The sequence below is a fragment of the Maribacter sp. 1_2014MBL_MicDiv genome, from assembly GCF_001865655.1.
Lineage (GTDB): Bacteria > Bacteroidota > Bacteroidia > Flavobacteriales > Flavobacteriaceae > Maribacter > Maribacter dokdonensis.
Genome location: NZ_CP011318.1, coordinates 3740396 through 3754309 on the forward strand (window position 1 = coordinate 3740396; position 13914 = coordinate 3754309).

At 35.7% G+C, this 13914-nt stretch carries 14 protein-coding genes; 3 read left to right on the plus strand and 11 right to left on the minus strand.

All coding sequences use genetic code 11. The features are described from left to right. Nucleotide 1: 1 nt before the first annotated feature. From YQ22_RS15690 to YQ22_RS15735, 10 genes are all read right to left on the minus strand, one after another. Complete coding sequence (locus YQ22_RS15690) at nucleotides 2-1441, minus strand: LptF/LptG family permease (RefSeq protein ID WP_071341942.1); 1440 nt, start codon at nucleotides 1439-1441, stop codon at nucleotides 2-4. A gap of 74 nt (nucleotides 1442-1515) precedes the next feature. Beyond that, on the minus strand, nucleotides 1516-2160 hold the full coding sequence (locus YQ22_RS15695) for a LolA family protein (RefSeq protein WP_071341943.1): 645 nt from the start codon (nucleotides 2158-2160) through the stop codon (nucleotides 1516-1518). 14 nt (nucleotides 2161-2174) lie between these two features. Next, nucleotides 2175-4559, minus strand: a complete 2385-nt coding sequence (locus YQ22_RS15700; protein ID WP_071341944.1) for an FtsK/SpoIIIE family DNA translocase — start codon at nucleotides 4557-4559, stop codon at nucleotides 2175-2177. 63 nt (nucleotides 4560-4622) lie between these two features. Beyond that, nucleotides 4623-4988, minus strand: a complete 366-nt coding sequence (locus YQ22_RS15705) for a diacylglycerol kinase (RefSeq protein WP_058105828.1) — start codon at nucleotides 4986-4988, stop codon at nucleotides 4623-4625. A 13-nt stretch (nucleotides 4989-5001) separates the two neighbouring features. After that, nucleotides 5002-5505, minus strand: coding sequence for a thiol peroxidase (gene tpx, locus YQ22_RS15710; RefSeq protein WP_071341945.1), 504 nt, complete (start codon nucleotides 5503-5505; stop codon nucleotides 5002-5004). Nucleotides 5506-5624: 119 nt separating this feature from the next. Continuing rightward, complete coding sequence (locus YQ22_RS15715) at nucleotides 5625-5882, minus strand: DUF6952 family protein (RefSeq protein ID WP_058105830.1); 258 nt, start codon at nucleotides 5880-5882, stop codon at nucleotides 5625-5627. Further along, nucleotides 5863-6177 carry a thioredoxin family protein gene (locus tag YQ22_RS15720; protein WP_058105831.1) on the minus strand — a complete coding sequence of 105 codons (315 nt, stop codon included), beginning with the start codon at nucleotides 6175-6177 and terminating at the stop codon, nucleotides 5863-5865. Before YQ22_RS15720 ends, YQ22_RS15715 begins: the two co-directional genes overlap by 20 nt. Before the next feature lie 70 nt (nucleotides 6178-6247). After that, a complete protein-coding gene (locus tag YQ22_RS15725) occupies nucleotides 6248-6892 on the minus strand; it encodes a peroxiredoxin (protein WP_058105832.1) in 645 nt (214 codons plus the stop codon). A 216-nt stretch (nucleotides 6893-7108) separates the two neighbouring features. Next, complete coding sequence (gene nhaC, locus YQ22_RS15730) at nucleotides 7109-8593, minus strand: Na+/H+ antiporter NhaC (RefSeq protein ID WP_071341946.1); 1485 nt, start codon at nucleotides 8591-8593, stop codon at nucleotides 7109-7111. Nucleotides 8594-8668: 75 nt separating this feature from the next. Next, a complete protein-coding gene (locus tag YQ22_RS15735) occupies nucleotides 8669-9889 on the minus strand; it encodes an aminotransferase class I/II-fold pyridoxal phosphate-dependent enzyme (RefSeq protein ID WP_071341947.1) in 1221 nt (406 codons plus the stop codon). Nucleotides 9890-10039: 150 nt separating this feature from the next. Between YQ22_RS15735 and YQ22_RS15740 the strand changes: the two genes are divergently transcribed. Further along, nucleotides 10040-10498, plus strand: coding sequence for an Lrp/AsnC family transcriptional regulator (locus YQ22_RS15740; RefSeq protein WP_058105835.1), 459 nt, complete (start codon nucleotides 10040-10042; stop codon nucleotides 10496-10498). Nucleotides 10499-10546: 48 nt separating this feature from the next. Beyond that, nucleotides 10547-11953, plus strand: a complete 1407-nt coding sequence (gene lpdA, locus YQ22_RS15745; protein ID WP_071341948.1) for a dihydrolipoyl dehydrogenase — start codon at nucleotides 10547-10549, stop codon at nucleotides 11951-11953. Nucleotides 11954-12040: 87 nt separating this feature from the next. Here the strand turns inward: lpdA and YQ22_RS15750 are convergent, their stop codons facing one another. Further along, the gene (locus YQ22_RS15750; RefSeq protein WP_071341949.1) at nucleotides 12041-13225 is read right to left on the minus strand and encodes a heparan-alpha-glucosaminide N-acetyltransferase domain-containing protein; all 1185 of its coding nucleotides are present in this window, start codon (nucleotides 13223-13225) and stop codon (nucleotides 12041-12043) included. A 128-nt stretch (nucleotides 13226-13353) separates the two neighbouring features. Between YQ22_RS15750 and YQ22_RS15755 the strand changes: the two genes are divergently transcribed. Further along, nucleotides 13354-13890 (plus strand): NADPH-dependent FMN reductase, encoded by a 537-nt coding sequence (locus YQ22_RS15755; RefSeq protein WP_071341950.1) that lies wholly within the window; start codon nucleotides 13354-13356, stop codon nucleotides 13888-13890. Nucleotides 13891-13914 lie beyond the last annotated feature (24 nt).

The window sequence follows — 13914 nt, forward strand, 5'->3', positions numbered from 1 at the left end:
TTTAAGCTTCAGCTTTATCTTTTTTCTTAAATAATTTTTTGAAGAAATCGGCTATGAAACCAAAATCCATCATTCCCTTATCTTCGGTAGCTCTTTTGGTCAAATACACTCCCAACGGAAGCATTATAAGTGTTGATAACCACGCCCCCAACATTGGATGAATGTTTCCTTCTTTTGCGTAATTTCCGGCGAATACACCAATGAAATAATAAATAAGGAAAAGTACAATGGCGATGACCATTGGTAACCCTAAGCCACCCTTTCTTATAATAGCGCCTAATGGGGCACCTACAAAGAACAATATGATACATGAAAAAGCCAATGCATATTTATTATGTAAGGAAAGTATATGCATGTTGTAAATTTTATACCGCTTCTGTAATTCTTCTTTCTTTCCACTTACGGTACCTAAAATACTGCTAGTAGCGTTTTTAGCGCTGCTTAAAATCTGTATTTGTTGCCAATCTGGAAATAGGACTAAAAAGTTATCCGTTATAGAATCTTGAAAGGCTGTATTTTGTTTTGCCTGTAATGCTTTGTTTTCTATAATGGAGTCTTTTCTTCTAACCATGTCAGATTTGGTAGAATCTTTGTTTTTGGGCATTAAAGGTGTAAACATTCCTGTTCTTCCTTCAATATTTTTAGAAAACGCGCGTACAATTCTAAAATTATCTCCTCGTAAAGAATCGATATCCTTTTTTAGTCGGGATATATTCTTCATTTTATCGGTACTAATATCTCTTTCTTCCTCAAGGTCATCGTTATTGATCTCAGGAATTTCAATATTCATAGTGTACGTATCAAAATCTGCTTGAGCAAAAGGGAATTTCATTTTATTTTCACTGCTCTTAGTCTGTACGTCTTCATATAGATGCCCGTCTTTTAATACTAGCTGAATAATATCAGAGTCTTCGCTACTGATCAATTCGCCGGTTTTAGACTTAATAACTCTGGTGTTGACGTTATTTGCAGATTTTGTATGAATAATGACGTTCTTTAAAAACCGGTCATTTTCACCGTATTTTTCATCAACCTTAATATTCATACCTTCAAAATCACTAAAAACACCTTCTGCTACAACTGCGGCTGGTTTTACCTTAGCTATGTTTCTACGTAGATTGTATATTTTTCGTTGCGAAAGAGGAATCACATTATTGGCAAAGAAAAAGGTTACCCCGCCTAAAACGGTGACAAAAATAATTAAGCTTAACATGGACCGTTGCAGTGAAATACCTGAGGCTTTCATGGCAGCGAACTCATAATTTTCGGCAATAGAACCAAAGGTTAATATAGATGATAACAGTACTGTTAATGGTAGAACCTTTTCTGTAAGATCAGGCATTAGGTAAAATAGAAACTTACCTATAATAACAATGTCTAGACCTTTACCGGCTAAATCATCAATAAAAAGCCAAATCGTTTGAAATATGAAGATGAACATCAATATTACAAACGAACTGACAAAATTAAAGACGAACCTTGATAGGATATATCGGTCTAGTATTCTCAATAGTTCTAATTTCTTATAATGAAATAGCCTTCATCTTTATACTTGGCTTCGTCAAAAGTAAATAAGGTTTTGGACAAATCTTGATCTGTTTTAAAAGAATTAACAGTGATCGTAGTCTTGGTACCGTTTTTACCTGTCTCAATTAATTTGTAGATATGCTTAGTGCCCATATCAATACCCAACAATCTAGATTTGATCTCGGTGTCAGAGTCAATAGGTGTTAACTTAACATATTGAATTTTTCTACCTTGTATATTCTGTAAAATGTCCCATGCATAGTTATGTCCTTCCTTGTAGAATGTCAACATTTTAGAAGGTGTCATGGCATTTTCATCGTCAGATTTATCTTCTATGGTTACTTCTTCGTTTTCAGGAACAATAGTATACACTTTATTACCATCAAAAATCTGTTGTGATCCAAGGTAATTGAACATGTATTTATTGCCGGCAAGTGTAACGTCGCCTCTTGTTTCTTGATTAATACCTGCTTCTGCATTCTTTAAATCGAATTTAAAGTCAACAAAAATGTTGTCGTAACCCTGTACTTTGTTATATACTTCATCTAATAAAGCTTTTGCCTTATCGGAATTTTGCGCATTTGCAAATGCCGTAGATAATATAACCGTTAATACAATAATAATTTTTTTCATCTCTTTTTTTAATGTTATTCGTTATCCAATATTTGTTGAAGGGCCACCATATCAGACACATAAACTTGTCTTGCCTTGCTGCCTTCAAACGGACCTACAATTCCAGCTGCTTCTAATTGATCAATGATTCTACCTGCTCTATTATAGCCAAGTTTTAATTTTCTTTGAATTAAAGAGGCAGATCCCTGCTGGGCAATAACAATAACTTCAGCAGCTTCACGGAACTTAGAATCCCTTTCCGACACGTTATTATCAAGACTCGTGCCAGAATCTTCACCCACATATTCGGGAAGCTCATGCGCATCGGGGTAGGCTCGTTGACTACCAATAAACTCTACTATTTTAGCCACTTCCGGCGTGTCTACAAAAGCACATTGAATACGTGTGACATCATTACCTTGTGTAAACAACATGTCACCTCTACCAATTAATTGATCGGCACCTGCTGTATCTAAAATGGTTCTTGAATCTATTTTTGAAGTTACCCTAAAGGCTAACCTGGCCGGGAAATTGGCTTTGATAATACCTGTTATAACGTTAACCGATGGTCTTTGTGTTGCAATGATCAAATGTATACCAATAGCCCTAGCCAATTGTGCTAATCTGGCTACCGGTGTTTCAACCTCTTTACCTGCGGTCATAATTAAATCTGCAAACTCATCAATAACCAATACGATATAAGGCAAGAACTTATGTCCATCATTAGGGTTAAGTTTTCTGGCCTTAAACTTGGTGTTATACTCTTTTAAGTTACGAACCATGGCCAATTTCAGTAACTCATACCTATTGTCCATTTCAATACAAAGCGAGTTCAGGGTATGAATTACTTTGGTATTGTCAGTAATAATAGCTTCTTCCGAATCTGGAAGTTTGGCCAAGAAATGACGTTCAATTTTATTGTAAAGGGTAAGCTCTACTTTTTTAGGGTCTACTAGAATAAATTTAACCTCTGCAGGATGCCGTTTATACAATAACGAGGTTAAAACCGCATTTAATCCAACAGATTTACCTTGACCTGTAGCACCTGCCATTAGTAAGTGTGGCATTTTTGCTAAATCTACCACAAAGGTTTCGTTACTAATGGTTTTACCAAAAGCAATAGGCAGTTCCATTTCGGCTTTTTGAAATTTGCTTGATGCAATTACCGATCGCATGGAGACTATGGTAGAATTTTTATTAGGAACCTCAATACCAATGGTGCCTTTACCCGGAATAGGGGCAATTATACGTATACCGAGTGCAGCCAATGATAATGCTATATCATCTTCTAGATTCTTGATTTTACTGATTCTTACACCAGCTTCCGGTACAATTTCATATAAGGTTACCGTAGGGCCAATGGTTGCCTTAATTTGGGCAATACCAATTTTATAATTTTTGAGAGTTTCAACAATTCTATTCTTGTTCTCCTCTAATTCTTCCTGATTTATGGTAATACCCCCAGTTGTACCATGTTGGTCTAAAAGATCAATGTGTGGAAATTTATAATTTCCTAATTCAAGAGTAGGGTCAAACTCACCAAAATCGTCTACTAACTTATTGGCCAGTACATCTATTTCTTCTGGCTCTTCAATAACTTGCTCAACTTCCATAGCCAAAGTTTCCTCAGGTTCTGGTGCAGTTATTTCAAAATCACTTAAATTATCTTCCTCTTTTTCTAAATGGGGAATTTCAGTTTTATGAGTATAGGTGTCAACAACCACTGGAGCTTCTTCTTCAAGAGAGGTAGTTAGCAATTCTTCTTCCTCTTCTAAAGATTTCTTTTTGTTTGCCTTACGTTCTTTGTTTGCTTTAAACTCTGTAGTTATGGCTTCTTTTCTTGATTTAAAGAAAGCTGAAATTCCTTCAGGAGTAACTTCAAACAAACGAACGAGAATAAAAATAAGACCAAAGACCAATAATAATAAAACACCAATTTTACCTGTATAATCTTGCAGGAAGTCGTTCATTTCAAAACCGACTAAACCACCTAATAATGGACTTGTAGTTGCAAAGAATCCAAGGGCAATTGAAATCCAGATGACAAAAAGTAAACCCCAAATCCATTTCTTAATGAGCGCCTTAGATGGTAGACCGAGGAATAGGTAGATTCCACTAATACATATTAAAAAAGGGAATATAAGTGAAGCAACTCCAAATCCTTTATACATGAAAAAATGACTGATACTAGCGCCAAATTTATTCAGTAGATTTTTTGCAAGTTCATTCCTGTCCTTAAACTCGGACAATAGGCTTTGGTCATCTTGCCAGTTAAAGTAAAACGATATAAAAGAGAAAAACAGCGCAATGCTAAATAGCATGAGCAAACTACCCAAAATGATTTTATTCTGTTTGGATAACTTAAACGGTGATCGTTTTTTAGTAGGTTTTGGCTTTGATTTAGATGCCTTTTTTGCCATTAAAACTTAATTCTGGTGCTAAATTACAAATTTACGTTGAGCTATGGTGAACTATAGACTTGCCTAAAGAATCTTTGGTACGTATATAATAAGACCAATAATGGCTGATGCTATAGAAACTAACATTACGGCACCCGCAGATATATCTTTTATGAATCCGATTTTTACATCAAATTCTGGTTGAATGTAGTCAGCAATTTTTTCTACGGCTGTATTCATGCCTTCAATACCTAAAACAATGGCTATTGCAAATATTTGAAGTATCCATTCCGTACTTGAAATGTCGAAATAAAAACCAGCGGCTGTCATAACTATAGCAATGAATACCTGAATTTTAATACTTGCTTCGGTTCGTATTAAAAGTATGGCACCTTTAAAGGCGAAACCAACACTTTTAATACGATTGACCAAAAAGGATTCTTTTGGCATGAGATTTTTGTTATTAGTTCATCAACGCCTCTAATGCCGCTTTGTAATTTGGCTCTTCAGTAGTTTCAGCTACCTGCTCAGTATAAATAACATTACCTTTTTCGTCAACAACCACTACGGCTCTTGATAATAAAGGAGCTAAAGGCCCGTCTGAAAATGCTACGTTGTAACCTTTTCCAAAATTACCATCTTTAAAATCTGAAAGCATTTCAACATTTTCAATACCTTCTGCACCGCAAAATCTTGCCTGAGCAAATGGTAAGTCCTTAGAAATACATAGTACTATGGTGTTATCCAACTCTGCAGCTTCTTGGTTGAACTGGCGAACGGATTGTGCACAAGTACCTGTGTCAACACTAGGGAAAATATTTAGAACTACCCTTGAACCTTCATAGTCAGAAAGTTTTACGGTAGATAAGTCGTTTTTAGTTAATTCAAATTCCGGAGCTTTGCTGCCATTATTTGGTAAAGTTCCTATAGTGTGTATTTCATTTCCTTTTAATGTAACCGAAGCCATAACTTTTATCTTTTTATGATTGAGAATGTGAAATTATAAAATATAAAGATGAAACAAGCGGGAATAGGACAAAAAAAAGTCCCTTCAATTTTGAAGGGACTTTATAAATTTAAAAGCTATTATTGGTCTATGGAGCCTAAGACCCGTTTCATAAACTGATTCATAGCATCTTTTTTTGGAGTGCCGGCCTCTATACTATTGGAAACTTCAATGGCACCGTACATATTTGAAATAAGTTCTCCAATGACATCAAGTTCTTCATCTTTTAGCGAAGGCAACTCAGTAAGTGCTTCTAGAGTTTCAATGGTCTCTAGGACATAGTCACTATCCTTCTCCTCAATGAACTCCGTCAATAATTTAATTATGGGTAATCTCACCGATCAGTTCTTTTAATAGGTCATACTTATTGGTCTGAACCTGGTTTTTTAATTTACCTGACTCAAATGAAGCAAAAGTTGGTAAGTTGCTTACGTCAGCTAATTTTCTTGATTCTGGAAACTTTTCGGCATCTGCCAATACAAAAGTAATATTTTCGTTCTGTGAAGCTTCTTTTTTAAATTTAGGCTTCATAATTCTACAGTTACCGCACCACGTGGCAGAGTATTGAACAACAACGTTAGGGTTGTTCTCAATGATTTCCTGTAAATTATCCTGTTCTAATTCTAATAACATAACTAAAGCTTTTTAATGGTTAATAAAATGAACATGAAGTGAAATACTTCATGTTCATTAAACATTCTATTTAGTTTGCATGAGCAGAAAGGTAGCTAGCAACACCGTCTCTATTTGCAGACATTGCCTCTTTACCTTCTTCCCAGTTTGCAGGGCAAACTTCACCTTTTTCCTGTACATGGGTTAAAGCATCTACCAAACGTAAATACTCACCAACATTTCTACCTAAAGGCATATTGTTGATACTTTCGTGTTGTACAACACCTTCTTCATCAATGATATATGTTGCTCTGTAAGTAACATTGTCACCTTCAACCTGAACGGTTTCAGTTTCTTCGTCGTAAACTTCGTTTTGGATATCCAATATTCCTAAAACGCTAGATAGGTTACGGTTACTATCCGCTAAAATTGGATATGTTACACCTTCAATACCACCGTTATCCTTGTCTGTGCTCAACCAAGCAAAGTGTACTTCTGGAGTATCACAAGATGCACCTATTACAAGTGTGTTTCTTTTTTCGAACTCACCAATGGCAGCTTGGAATGCGTGTAATTCCGTTGGGCAAACAAAAGTGAAATCTTTTGGATACCAGAATAGAACTACTTTTTTATTATTCTTTTGAGCTTCTTCTAAAACATTAAGTTTAAAAGTATCGCCCATGTCGTTCATTGCGTTAACACTAATATTTGGGAATTTCTTTCCTACAAATGCCATAATATGTTTTCGTTTTATAATTAATTATAAAGCAAAATTAAGACTTGTAAGAGGGTAAAGTGTCTTTCTAAATTAGATTTTTCAATAGTAGAATAACTATTTTGAATAGCGAAGCAATACAGGTGTTTTTAGTGTCGAAGACGTAAAATTAAGCCCCTTAATTTATCACATTGACAATTGTTAGCTTATTATGCTAAAAAGTGATGAATTTTAATTTTAGGCTTTGCCCGTGGCCAATTTTTTTATTTTAATGTTAAAGCCTGCAAAGATGAAGGTCATAATTGGGCTTAACCAGTTAAAAATGGCATAAACAAAGTACTCTGCCACACCAACACCCAAAACACCACTATGGTAAGCACCACAGGTGTTATACGGAATTAAAACAGATGTAACCGTACCAGTATCTTCAAGAGTTCTGCTCAAATTTTCAGGAGCCAAGCCTTTGTCCTTGAATGCTTTTGAGAACATCTTGCCCGGTACTACAATTGCTAAATATTGATCGGAAGCAGTACCGTTTAAAACAATACAGCTAATTCCAGTGCTAAAGAATAGCCCAAAAGTAGATTTAGCCATGCTCAACAATGATTTTGTAATTCTTGCCAAAGCTCCAATACCATCCATAATGCCACCAAAAAACATAGCACAGATGATAAGCCAAATGGTGCCTAGCATACCGGTCATACCTTTTGATGAGAATAAATCGCTTAAGGCTTTATTATCGGTGGGTATATCAGTACTTACCGTAATGGCTTTTAAGATTCCCTGATAACCCGATTCAAAATTTAGTTCTGATGCTCCTGTGATGCCGGCAACAATATTCGGTTGAAAGATCAATGCAAAAATAGCCGCTAATAAAGTACCTATAAGTAATGCCGCCAATGGAGGTGTTTTTTTAACTATTAGCGCAATAACTGCAATGGGTACTAAAAATAACCATCCGTTGATATTAAAGGAGGAATCTATAGATGCTAAAATGGCGTCTACATCAGCTTCTCCACTTGTATTAAGGCTAAACCCAATAATTAAAAACACAATTAGCGTAACGGAAATAGTTGGTACCGTAGTCCATAGCATATACTTTATATGAGAGAACAATTCTCCACCTGCCATTGCTGGTGCTAAATTTGTGGTGTCGCTCAGGGGAGATAATTTATCGCCAAAATATGCTCCGGATAAAACTGCTCCTGCGGTCATTCCCAAAGAAATACCCAGTGCTTCACCAATACCTATTAAGGCAATACCTACGGTTGCAGAAGTGGTCCAGCTACTACCTGTTGCTACGGATATAATGGCACAAATAATCACACAAGCCGCTAAAAATATGGTAGGATTAAGTATTTGAAGTCCGTAGTAGATCATGGCCGGAATTATGCCACTAACCAGCCAAGTACCTGCTAGAGCACCTACCATTAAAAGTATTAGTAACGCTCCCGTGGTAGATTTTATGTTCTCTTCAACCTCGGCAATCATTTGCTTGTAAGATACCTTGTTCAGAAAACCAACTATTGCGGCCACTGCGCCACCAAGCAATAAAATAAACTGATTTGATCCGCTGAGCGCATCATCACCAAACACATAAACATTGTAAGCCAACATGGCAACTAGGGCAATTACAGGAACTAAAGCAGCAAAAATGCTTAATTCTTTATTGTCAACAATATGCTCATTTTCCCTATGTTCATTAGTGTTTTGGTCAATCATTAAAATGAAGTTTGGTTATTTCGTAATATTACGATTTCTGTTACGGATGTGCAAACCCAACATGCAAAATAGAGTTTAGACTTTTATGCTTTTGATATCCAGAATATTAAGATCCAAGAGGCACTTTTTCATTAATTCATAGGTTCGTTCTATGTCATCGTCAAGTCCAATGGAAAATCTAATTAGGCCATTGCCCAATCCCATTTCTTGTTGTTCTTCCATAGGAATTTCAGAAGACGTTGAGCTACCTGGGGCACTGAACAAGGTTTTATAGAAACCTAAACTTACGGCTAAGTAACCCAATTTTCTTTCTTGCATTAATTCCATCAATGCATTGGCATATTCTAAATTGCCAACGTCCATTGTAATTAAGCCACCGTAACCATATTCCGGATTCATTTGATCTTCCATAATCAAATGACCTGGGTGAGATGAGAGTCCTGGATAGACTATTCTAAGTCCGTCCCTTTCAAAATTTTCAGCCAAGAACTGGGCATTTTCACTGTGTTTTTTCATGCGTATATGCAGTGTACGCATATTTTTTAGAATTGAAGAAGCTCTTAAACTATCTAATGTACTACCTAATAACATACCCGCACCATTATTTACATCTTTAAGTCCTAAACAAAATTCGGTGGTGCCGCAAACGACCCCTGCAACACAATCGCTAGTACCATTTATAAATTTGGTTAAACTGTGTATGACGATATCTGCACCCAATTTTGCCGGGGTAATGGTTAAAGGCGAGAAGGTATTGTCAACAGCTAATTGTAGTTTGTTCTTCTTTGCTATACGTGACAAAGCCGAAATGTCCGCTACTTCTAAAAGCGGGTTGCTTACGCTCTCACAGTAGATCAATTTAGTATTTGGTCTAATAGCATTTTCCACAGCATCTAAATCTGTAATGTCTAAAAAGCTAGTTTCTATCCCAAACTTTACTAGAAAGTTTTTCATGAAAGCATATGTGCCACCGTAAATTGTTCTACTACTTATTATGTGGTCGCCCGCACTACATATTTGTAGAATTACAGCTGTAATAGCCCCCATGCCACTGGCGGTAACATTGGCGCTTTCTGTACCTTCTAAAGCTGCAAGGGCTTCACCCAAATATAAGTTTGAAGGGGAGGAATGCCTACTATATAGATAGCAGCCTTCTGTGTTTCCTTCAAAAGTATCGAACATCGTCTTTGCCGATATGAAAGTATATGTAGATGAATCTGATATGGACGGATTTACGCCACCGTATTCTCCAAAGTATTGTAGATCTTGTAAATCATTGCTGCTTTTGTGACTCATGGGTTGTTGTTTTCTGTAAAACTACCATTTAAGTGTAAATTTGTCAACAGAGATGTAATTTTTTAGAATTTGATGTTATTATTTATGTAAAATTAGATTTTTATTCTATTATTGTTTAATTTGTAACATCCAGACAGAATTATATTCATTATGAAACTTGACCAAATTGATAACAAGCTATTGGAATTACTACAGGAAGATAGTAAGAAGACAACTAAAGAGTATGCCTTAAAATTAGGGCTTTCCACCACTGCCATTTATGAACGTATAAAAAGATTGGAACGGGAAGGGGCAATAAGAAGTTACGTGGCGTTAGTTGACAAAGCTATTGTAAATAGGAACTTTACGGTATTTTGTCACGTGAAGTTAGTGCAGCATGTTAAGGATAATATTGCACAATTTGAAGCACAGGTCATGCGTTTGCAAGAGGTGGTAGAATGTCACCATTTAAGTGGTGATTATGATTATCTGTTGAAAATTCATGTTAAAGATATGGAGGCTTACAGACATTTTATGGTCAATAAATTAACGACTATGAATCATATTGGAAGTACTCAAAGCTCATTTACTATAAAAGAGGTAAAGCATTCTACCGCTATACCGCTTTAAAAGTAAAAATAGTATTAATTTTGTAAGACATTAGAAAATTAAAATTTTATGGATCAATATGATGTAGCCATTATAGGCTCAGGACCTGGAGGATATGTCGCAGCAATACGTTGTGCGCAACTAGGAATGAAAACTGCAATAATTGAAAAATATTCCACCTTGGGCGGAACATGTTTAAATGTTGGCTGTATTCCTTCTAAGGCGATGTTAGATTCTTCGCATCATTATGAAGATGCCATTAAGCATTTTGATGAGCATGGTATTGAGATTCCTGGTGAAGTTAAAGTGAACTTGGAAAAAATGATCGCTCGTAAGCAAGGTGTGGTTGATCAAACTACAAAGGGTATAGAGTTTTTGATGGACAAAAATAAAATTACCGTTTATGAAGGTGTAGGTAGTTTTAAAGATGCTACTCATATTTACATCAAAAAGAACGATGGAAAAACCGAAGAGATCGAAGCTAAGAATATTATTATAGCCACAGGTTCCAAACCATCTGCCTTACCGTTCATTACATTGGATAAAGAACGTATCATCACATCTACAGAAGCTCTAGAACTAAAGGAAGTACCAAAACATATGATTGTTATTGGTGGTGGTGTTATAGGCTTGGAATTAGGTCAGGTGTATAAAAGACTAGGAGCTGATGTTACGGTGGTCGAGTTTATGGATCGTATTATTCCTGGTATGGATGGTGCACTTTCAAAAGAACTGACCAAGGTGCTTAAAAAGCAAAAAGTGAAGTTTGCCTTATCTCACAAAGTAAAATCGGTTGAAAGAAAAGGAGATCAGGTTATTGTAAAGGCCGATGATAAAAAAGGTCAAGAGGTTGTTTTTGAAGGTGACTACTGTTTGGTTGCTGTAGGTAGAAAGCCTTATACTGACGGATTAAATGTTGATGCTGCAGGTGTTCAACTTGATGAAAGAGGTAAAGTCATTGTTGATGAGCACTTGAAAACTAACGTAGATAATATCTACGCTATTGGTGATGTCATCAAAGGAGCTATGTTAGCTCATAAAGCGGAAGAAGAAGGTACTTTGGTTGCTGAGCAATTAGCAGGTCAAAAACCTCATATTGATTATAACTTAATTCCTGGGGTTGTGTATACTTGGCCAGAGGTGGCTGCAGTTGGTAAAACTGAAGAAGAGCTAAAGGAAGCTGGTGTTGACTATAAAGTTGGTCAATTTCCAATGCGCGCTTTGGGCCGTGCAAGGGCAAGTATGGATACTGACGGATTTGTAAAGGTCCTTGCCGATAAAAAGACCGATGAAGTCTTAGGGGTTCATATGGTAGGTGCTCGTGTTGCAGATTTAATTGCCGAAGCGGTAACTGCAATGGAATTTAGAGCTTCCGCAGAAGATATTTCTAGAATGAGCCATGCTCATCCAACATATGCTGAAGCAGTGAAAGAAGCAGCATTGGCCGCAACCGATGATCGTGCGCTTCATGTATAATTAATAGATTCTATTTTAAATAATAAAGGCAGCCCTTGGGCTGCCTTTATCAATATTATAACTTCTAAACCATTTGTTAGGATGGTTTTAATTTTTTATCAACCCCAGTAATCGTAGTACTTTTTCCGTTATGGTTCTCAAAGCTTCAAACAGTAAAATTGCTATTTGTTCCAAGTAAATTCTAGTAGTTGACAAAAAGCTAGATATGCTAGATTTAATTTCTATTTTATGATTTTCATACTGTAGTGCAAAAAATGTACTTGCAATCATAAACAATATGGCTCCCGGTACGACAAAGTATGGATTCAGTGAGTGGTGAAAAAACCTATATAAGCCAACGCCTGTAAAACTACCATATAGAATAATGAAATGTATAATATATATTGATAGCGTGCTTTGACCGATTTTTAGCCAAGTTGAGTTCAACAAAAACTTTCTTAGCAGTATAAATATGGAAAAGACTAATAATACATCACCTAAGCGAATAAATAGGTAATTGTTATTGAAAATGGATTGAAATAGCTGTACTCCGGTAACTTCATGCAAATAAAGAAAGAAATCGGAAGAAAAAAATATTAAGATTAACCCAATGGCTACATATGTTGGTACTATGAAATTATAAACATTTTTATTGTTTTGAAATTTAGAAAATAGCACTGACAGAAAACTACCTATGGTTGCATAGCCTAACCAGGGAATAATAGTGAACACAGAGCCGTTGGTCTTTGTGAAATAATTAGCCATGGCTTGCGGTAAAAAATTAAAACTTAGGTTTTTGTAATAAGGTTCAAAGGCAAATAATAATAGGGTAGTGGTTGCCAATATTGTTGGGAAAATCCATTTCTGCCTAGCAAATGTCAAGATGTAAAAACCTATGATGAATAATAAAGAAAGCCCAATACAGTGCAGTACATCAACTAAATAAAAAGAATCATAGATTTCGCCTTTAAAGAGACCAAAAATATTCATTCTTAAAAGATAGGCGATGACCAAAAGTTCAAGACCACGTTTAATTCCTTTTTTTACGCGAGGGTTTCTCCAACCCGTCTGTGGTGATCTTATCAGTAAAAAAGTAAAAATAAAACCAGAAACGGTAAAGAAAACCGGAGCGGTAATTCCTCTAAAGTATTTCCAAGTGGCAAAGAGCATATTTGAGTTGTCTCTGAATGCATTATCAAGCAAACCATCAATAAAATGACCTTGTAACATCATTAAGATGGCCCACGCTCTTATAGCGTCTAAAAAAAACAATCTTGACTTAGAGTTGCTCATTATAACAATTATATCCTATATACTTATAAAACAGTAAGTTTGGATGTTTAAAGCGGTAAAATTAGATAAAATAATTTAAGGTTAGGCTTTATTAAATTAAATTCGCAAATACACAATAAAATAGCATTATGAGTTACGTTTTAACATTTGCAGGAAGCAATTCTTCAGTTTCCATTAATTATAAATTGGCAAAATATACTTCCACGTTAATTGGTGATACAGAGGTTAGGTTAAGAGAAATGTCTAAATACCCTTTTCCTATGTATAGTCAAGATGCGGAAAAAGAAGATGGTTACTCTAACTCTTTGGTGGAGTTTAAGAATGAAATAAGTAATGCCAAAGGCTTGATCATTGCTGTAAGTGAGCACAATAGTTACCCTTCTGCTTATTTTAAAAATGTTATGGATTGGTTATCTAGGTTAGATGTAAAGTTCTTAGCGGATAAGAAGATATTGTTAATGGCCACTTCAAATGGTGGTCGTGGTGCTATTGGAGCCTTAGAGGTTGCGGAAAAAATGATAACTAGATTTCAAGGTACTGTGGTTACATCTTTTTCATTGCCAAGATTTAACGAGAATTTTGATGAGCAAAAAGGAATTACAGATGATGAATTGGCAAAAGTACACGCTGAAAAAGTAAGCACTTTTGTAAAGGCTATTTCCTAATTAAAGAATTGCATGTTCAAGTTA

Bases quoted from the DNA above. Each gene is read 5' to 3' on its own strand.
- YQ22_RS15690 (WP_071341942.1), bottom strand. From the start codon at position 1,441: ATGTTCATCTTCATATTTCAAACGATTTGGCTTTTTATTGATGATTTA.
- YQ22_RS15695 (WP_071341943.1), bottom strand. From the start codon at position 2,160: ATGAAAAAAATTATTATTGTATTAACGGTTATATTATCTACGGCATTT.
- YQ22_RS15700 (WP_071341944.1), bottom strand. From the start codon at position 4,559: ATGGCAAAAAAGGCATCTAAATCAAAGCCAAAACCTACTAAAAAACGA.
- YQ22_RS15705 (WP_058105828.1), bottom strand. From the start codon at position 4,988: ATGCCAAAAGAATCCTTTTTGGTCAATCGTATTAAAAGTGTTGGTTTC.
- tpx (WP_071341945.1), bottom strand. From the start codon at position 5,505: ATGGCTTCGGTTACATTAAAAGGAAATGAAATACACACTATAGGAACT.
- YQ22_RS15720 (WP_058105831.1), bottom strand. From the start codon at position 6,177: ATGTTATTAGAATTAGAACAGGATAATTTACAGGAAATCATTGAGAAC.
- YQ22_RS15725 (WP_058105832.1), bottom strand. From the start codon at position 6,892: ATGGCATTTGTAGGAAAGAAATTCCCAAATATTAGTGTTAACGCAATG.
- nhaC (WP_071341946.1), bottom strand. From the start codon at position 8,593: ATGATTGACCAAAACACTAATGAACATAGGGAAAATGAGCATATTGTT.
- YQ22_RS15735 (WP_071341947.1), bottom strand. From the start codon at position 9,889: ATGAGTCACAAAAGCAGCAATGATTTACAAGATCTACAATACTTTGGA.
- YQ22_RS15740 (WP_058105835.1), top strand. From the start codon at position 10,040: ATGAAACTTGACCAAATTGATAACAAGCTATTGGAATTACTACAGGAA.
- lpdA (WP_071341948.1), top strand. From the start codon at position 10,547: ATGGATCAATATGATGTAGCCATTATAGGCTCAGGACCTGGAGGATAT.
- YQ22_RS15750 (WP_071341949.1), bottom strand. From the start codon at position 13,225: ATGAGCAACTCTAAGTCAAGATTGTTTTTTTTAGACGCTATAAGAGCG.
- YQ22_RS15755 (WP_071341950.1), top strand. From the start codon at position 13,354: ATGAGTTACGTTTTAACATTTGCAGGAAGCAATTCTTCAGTTTCCATT.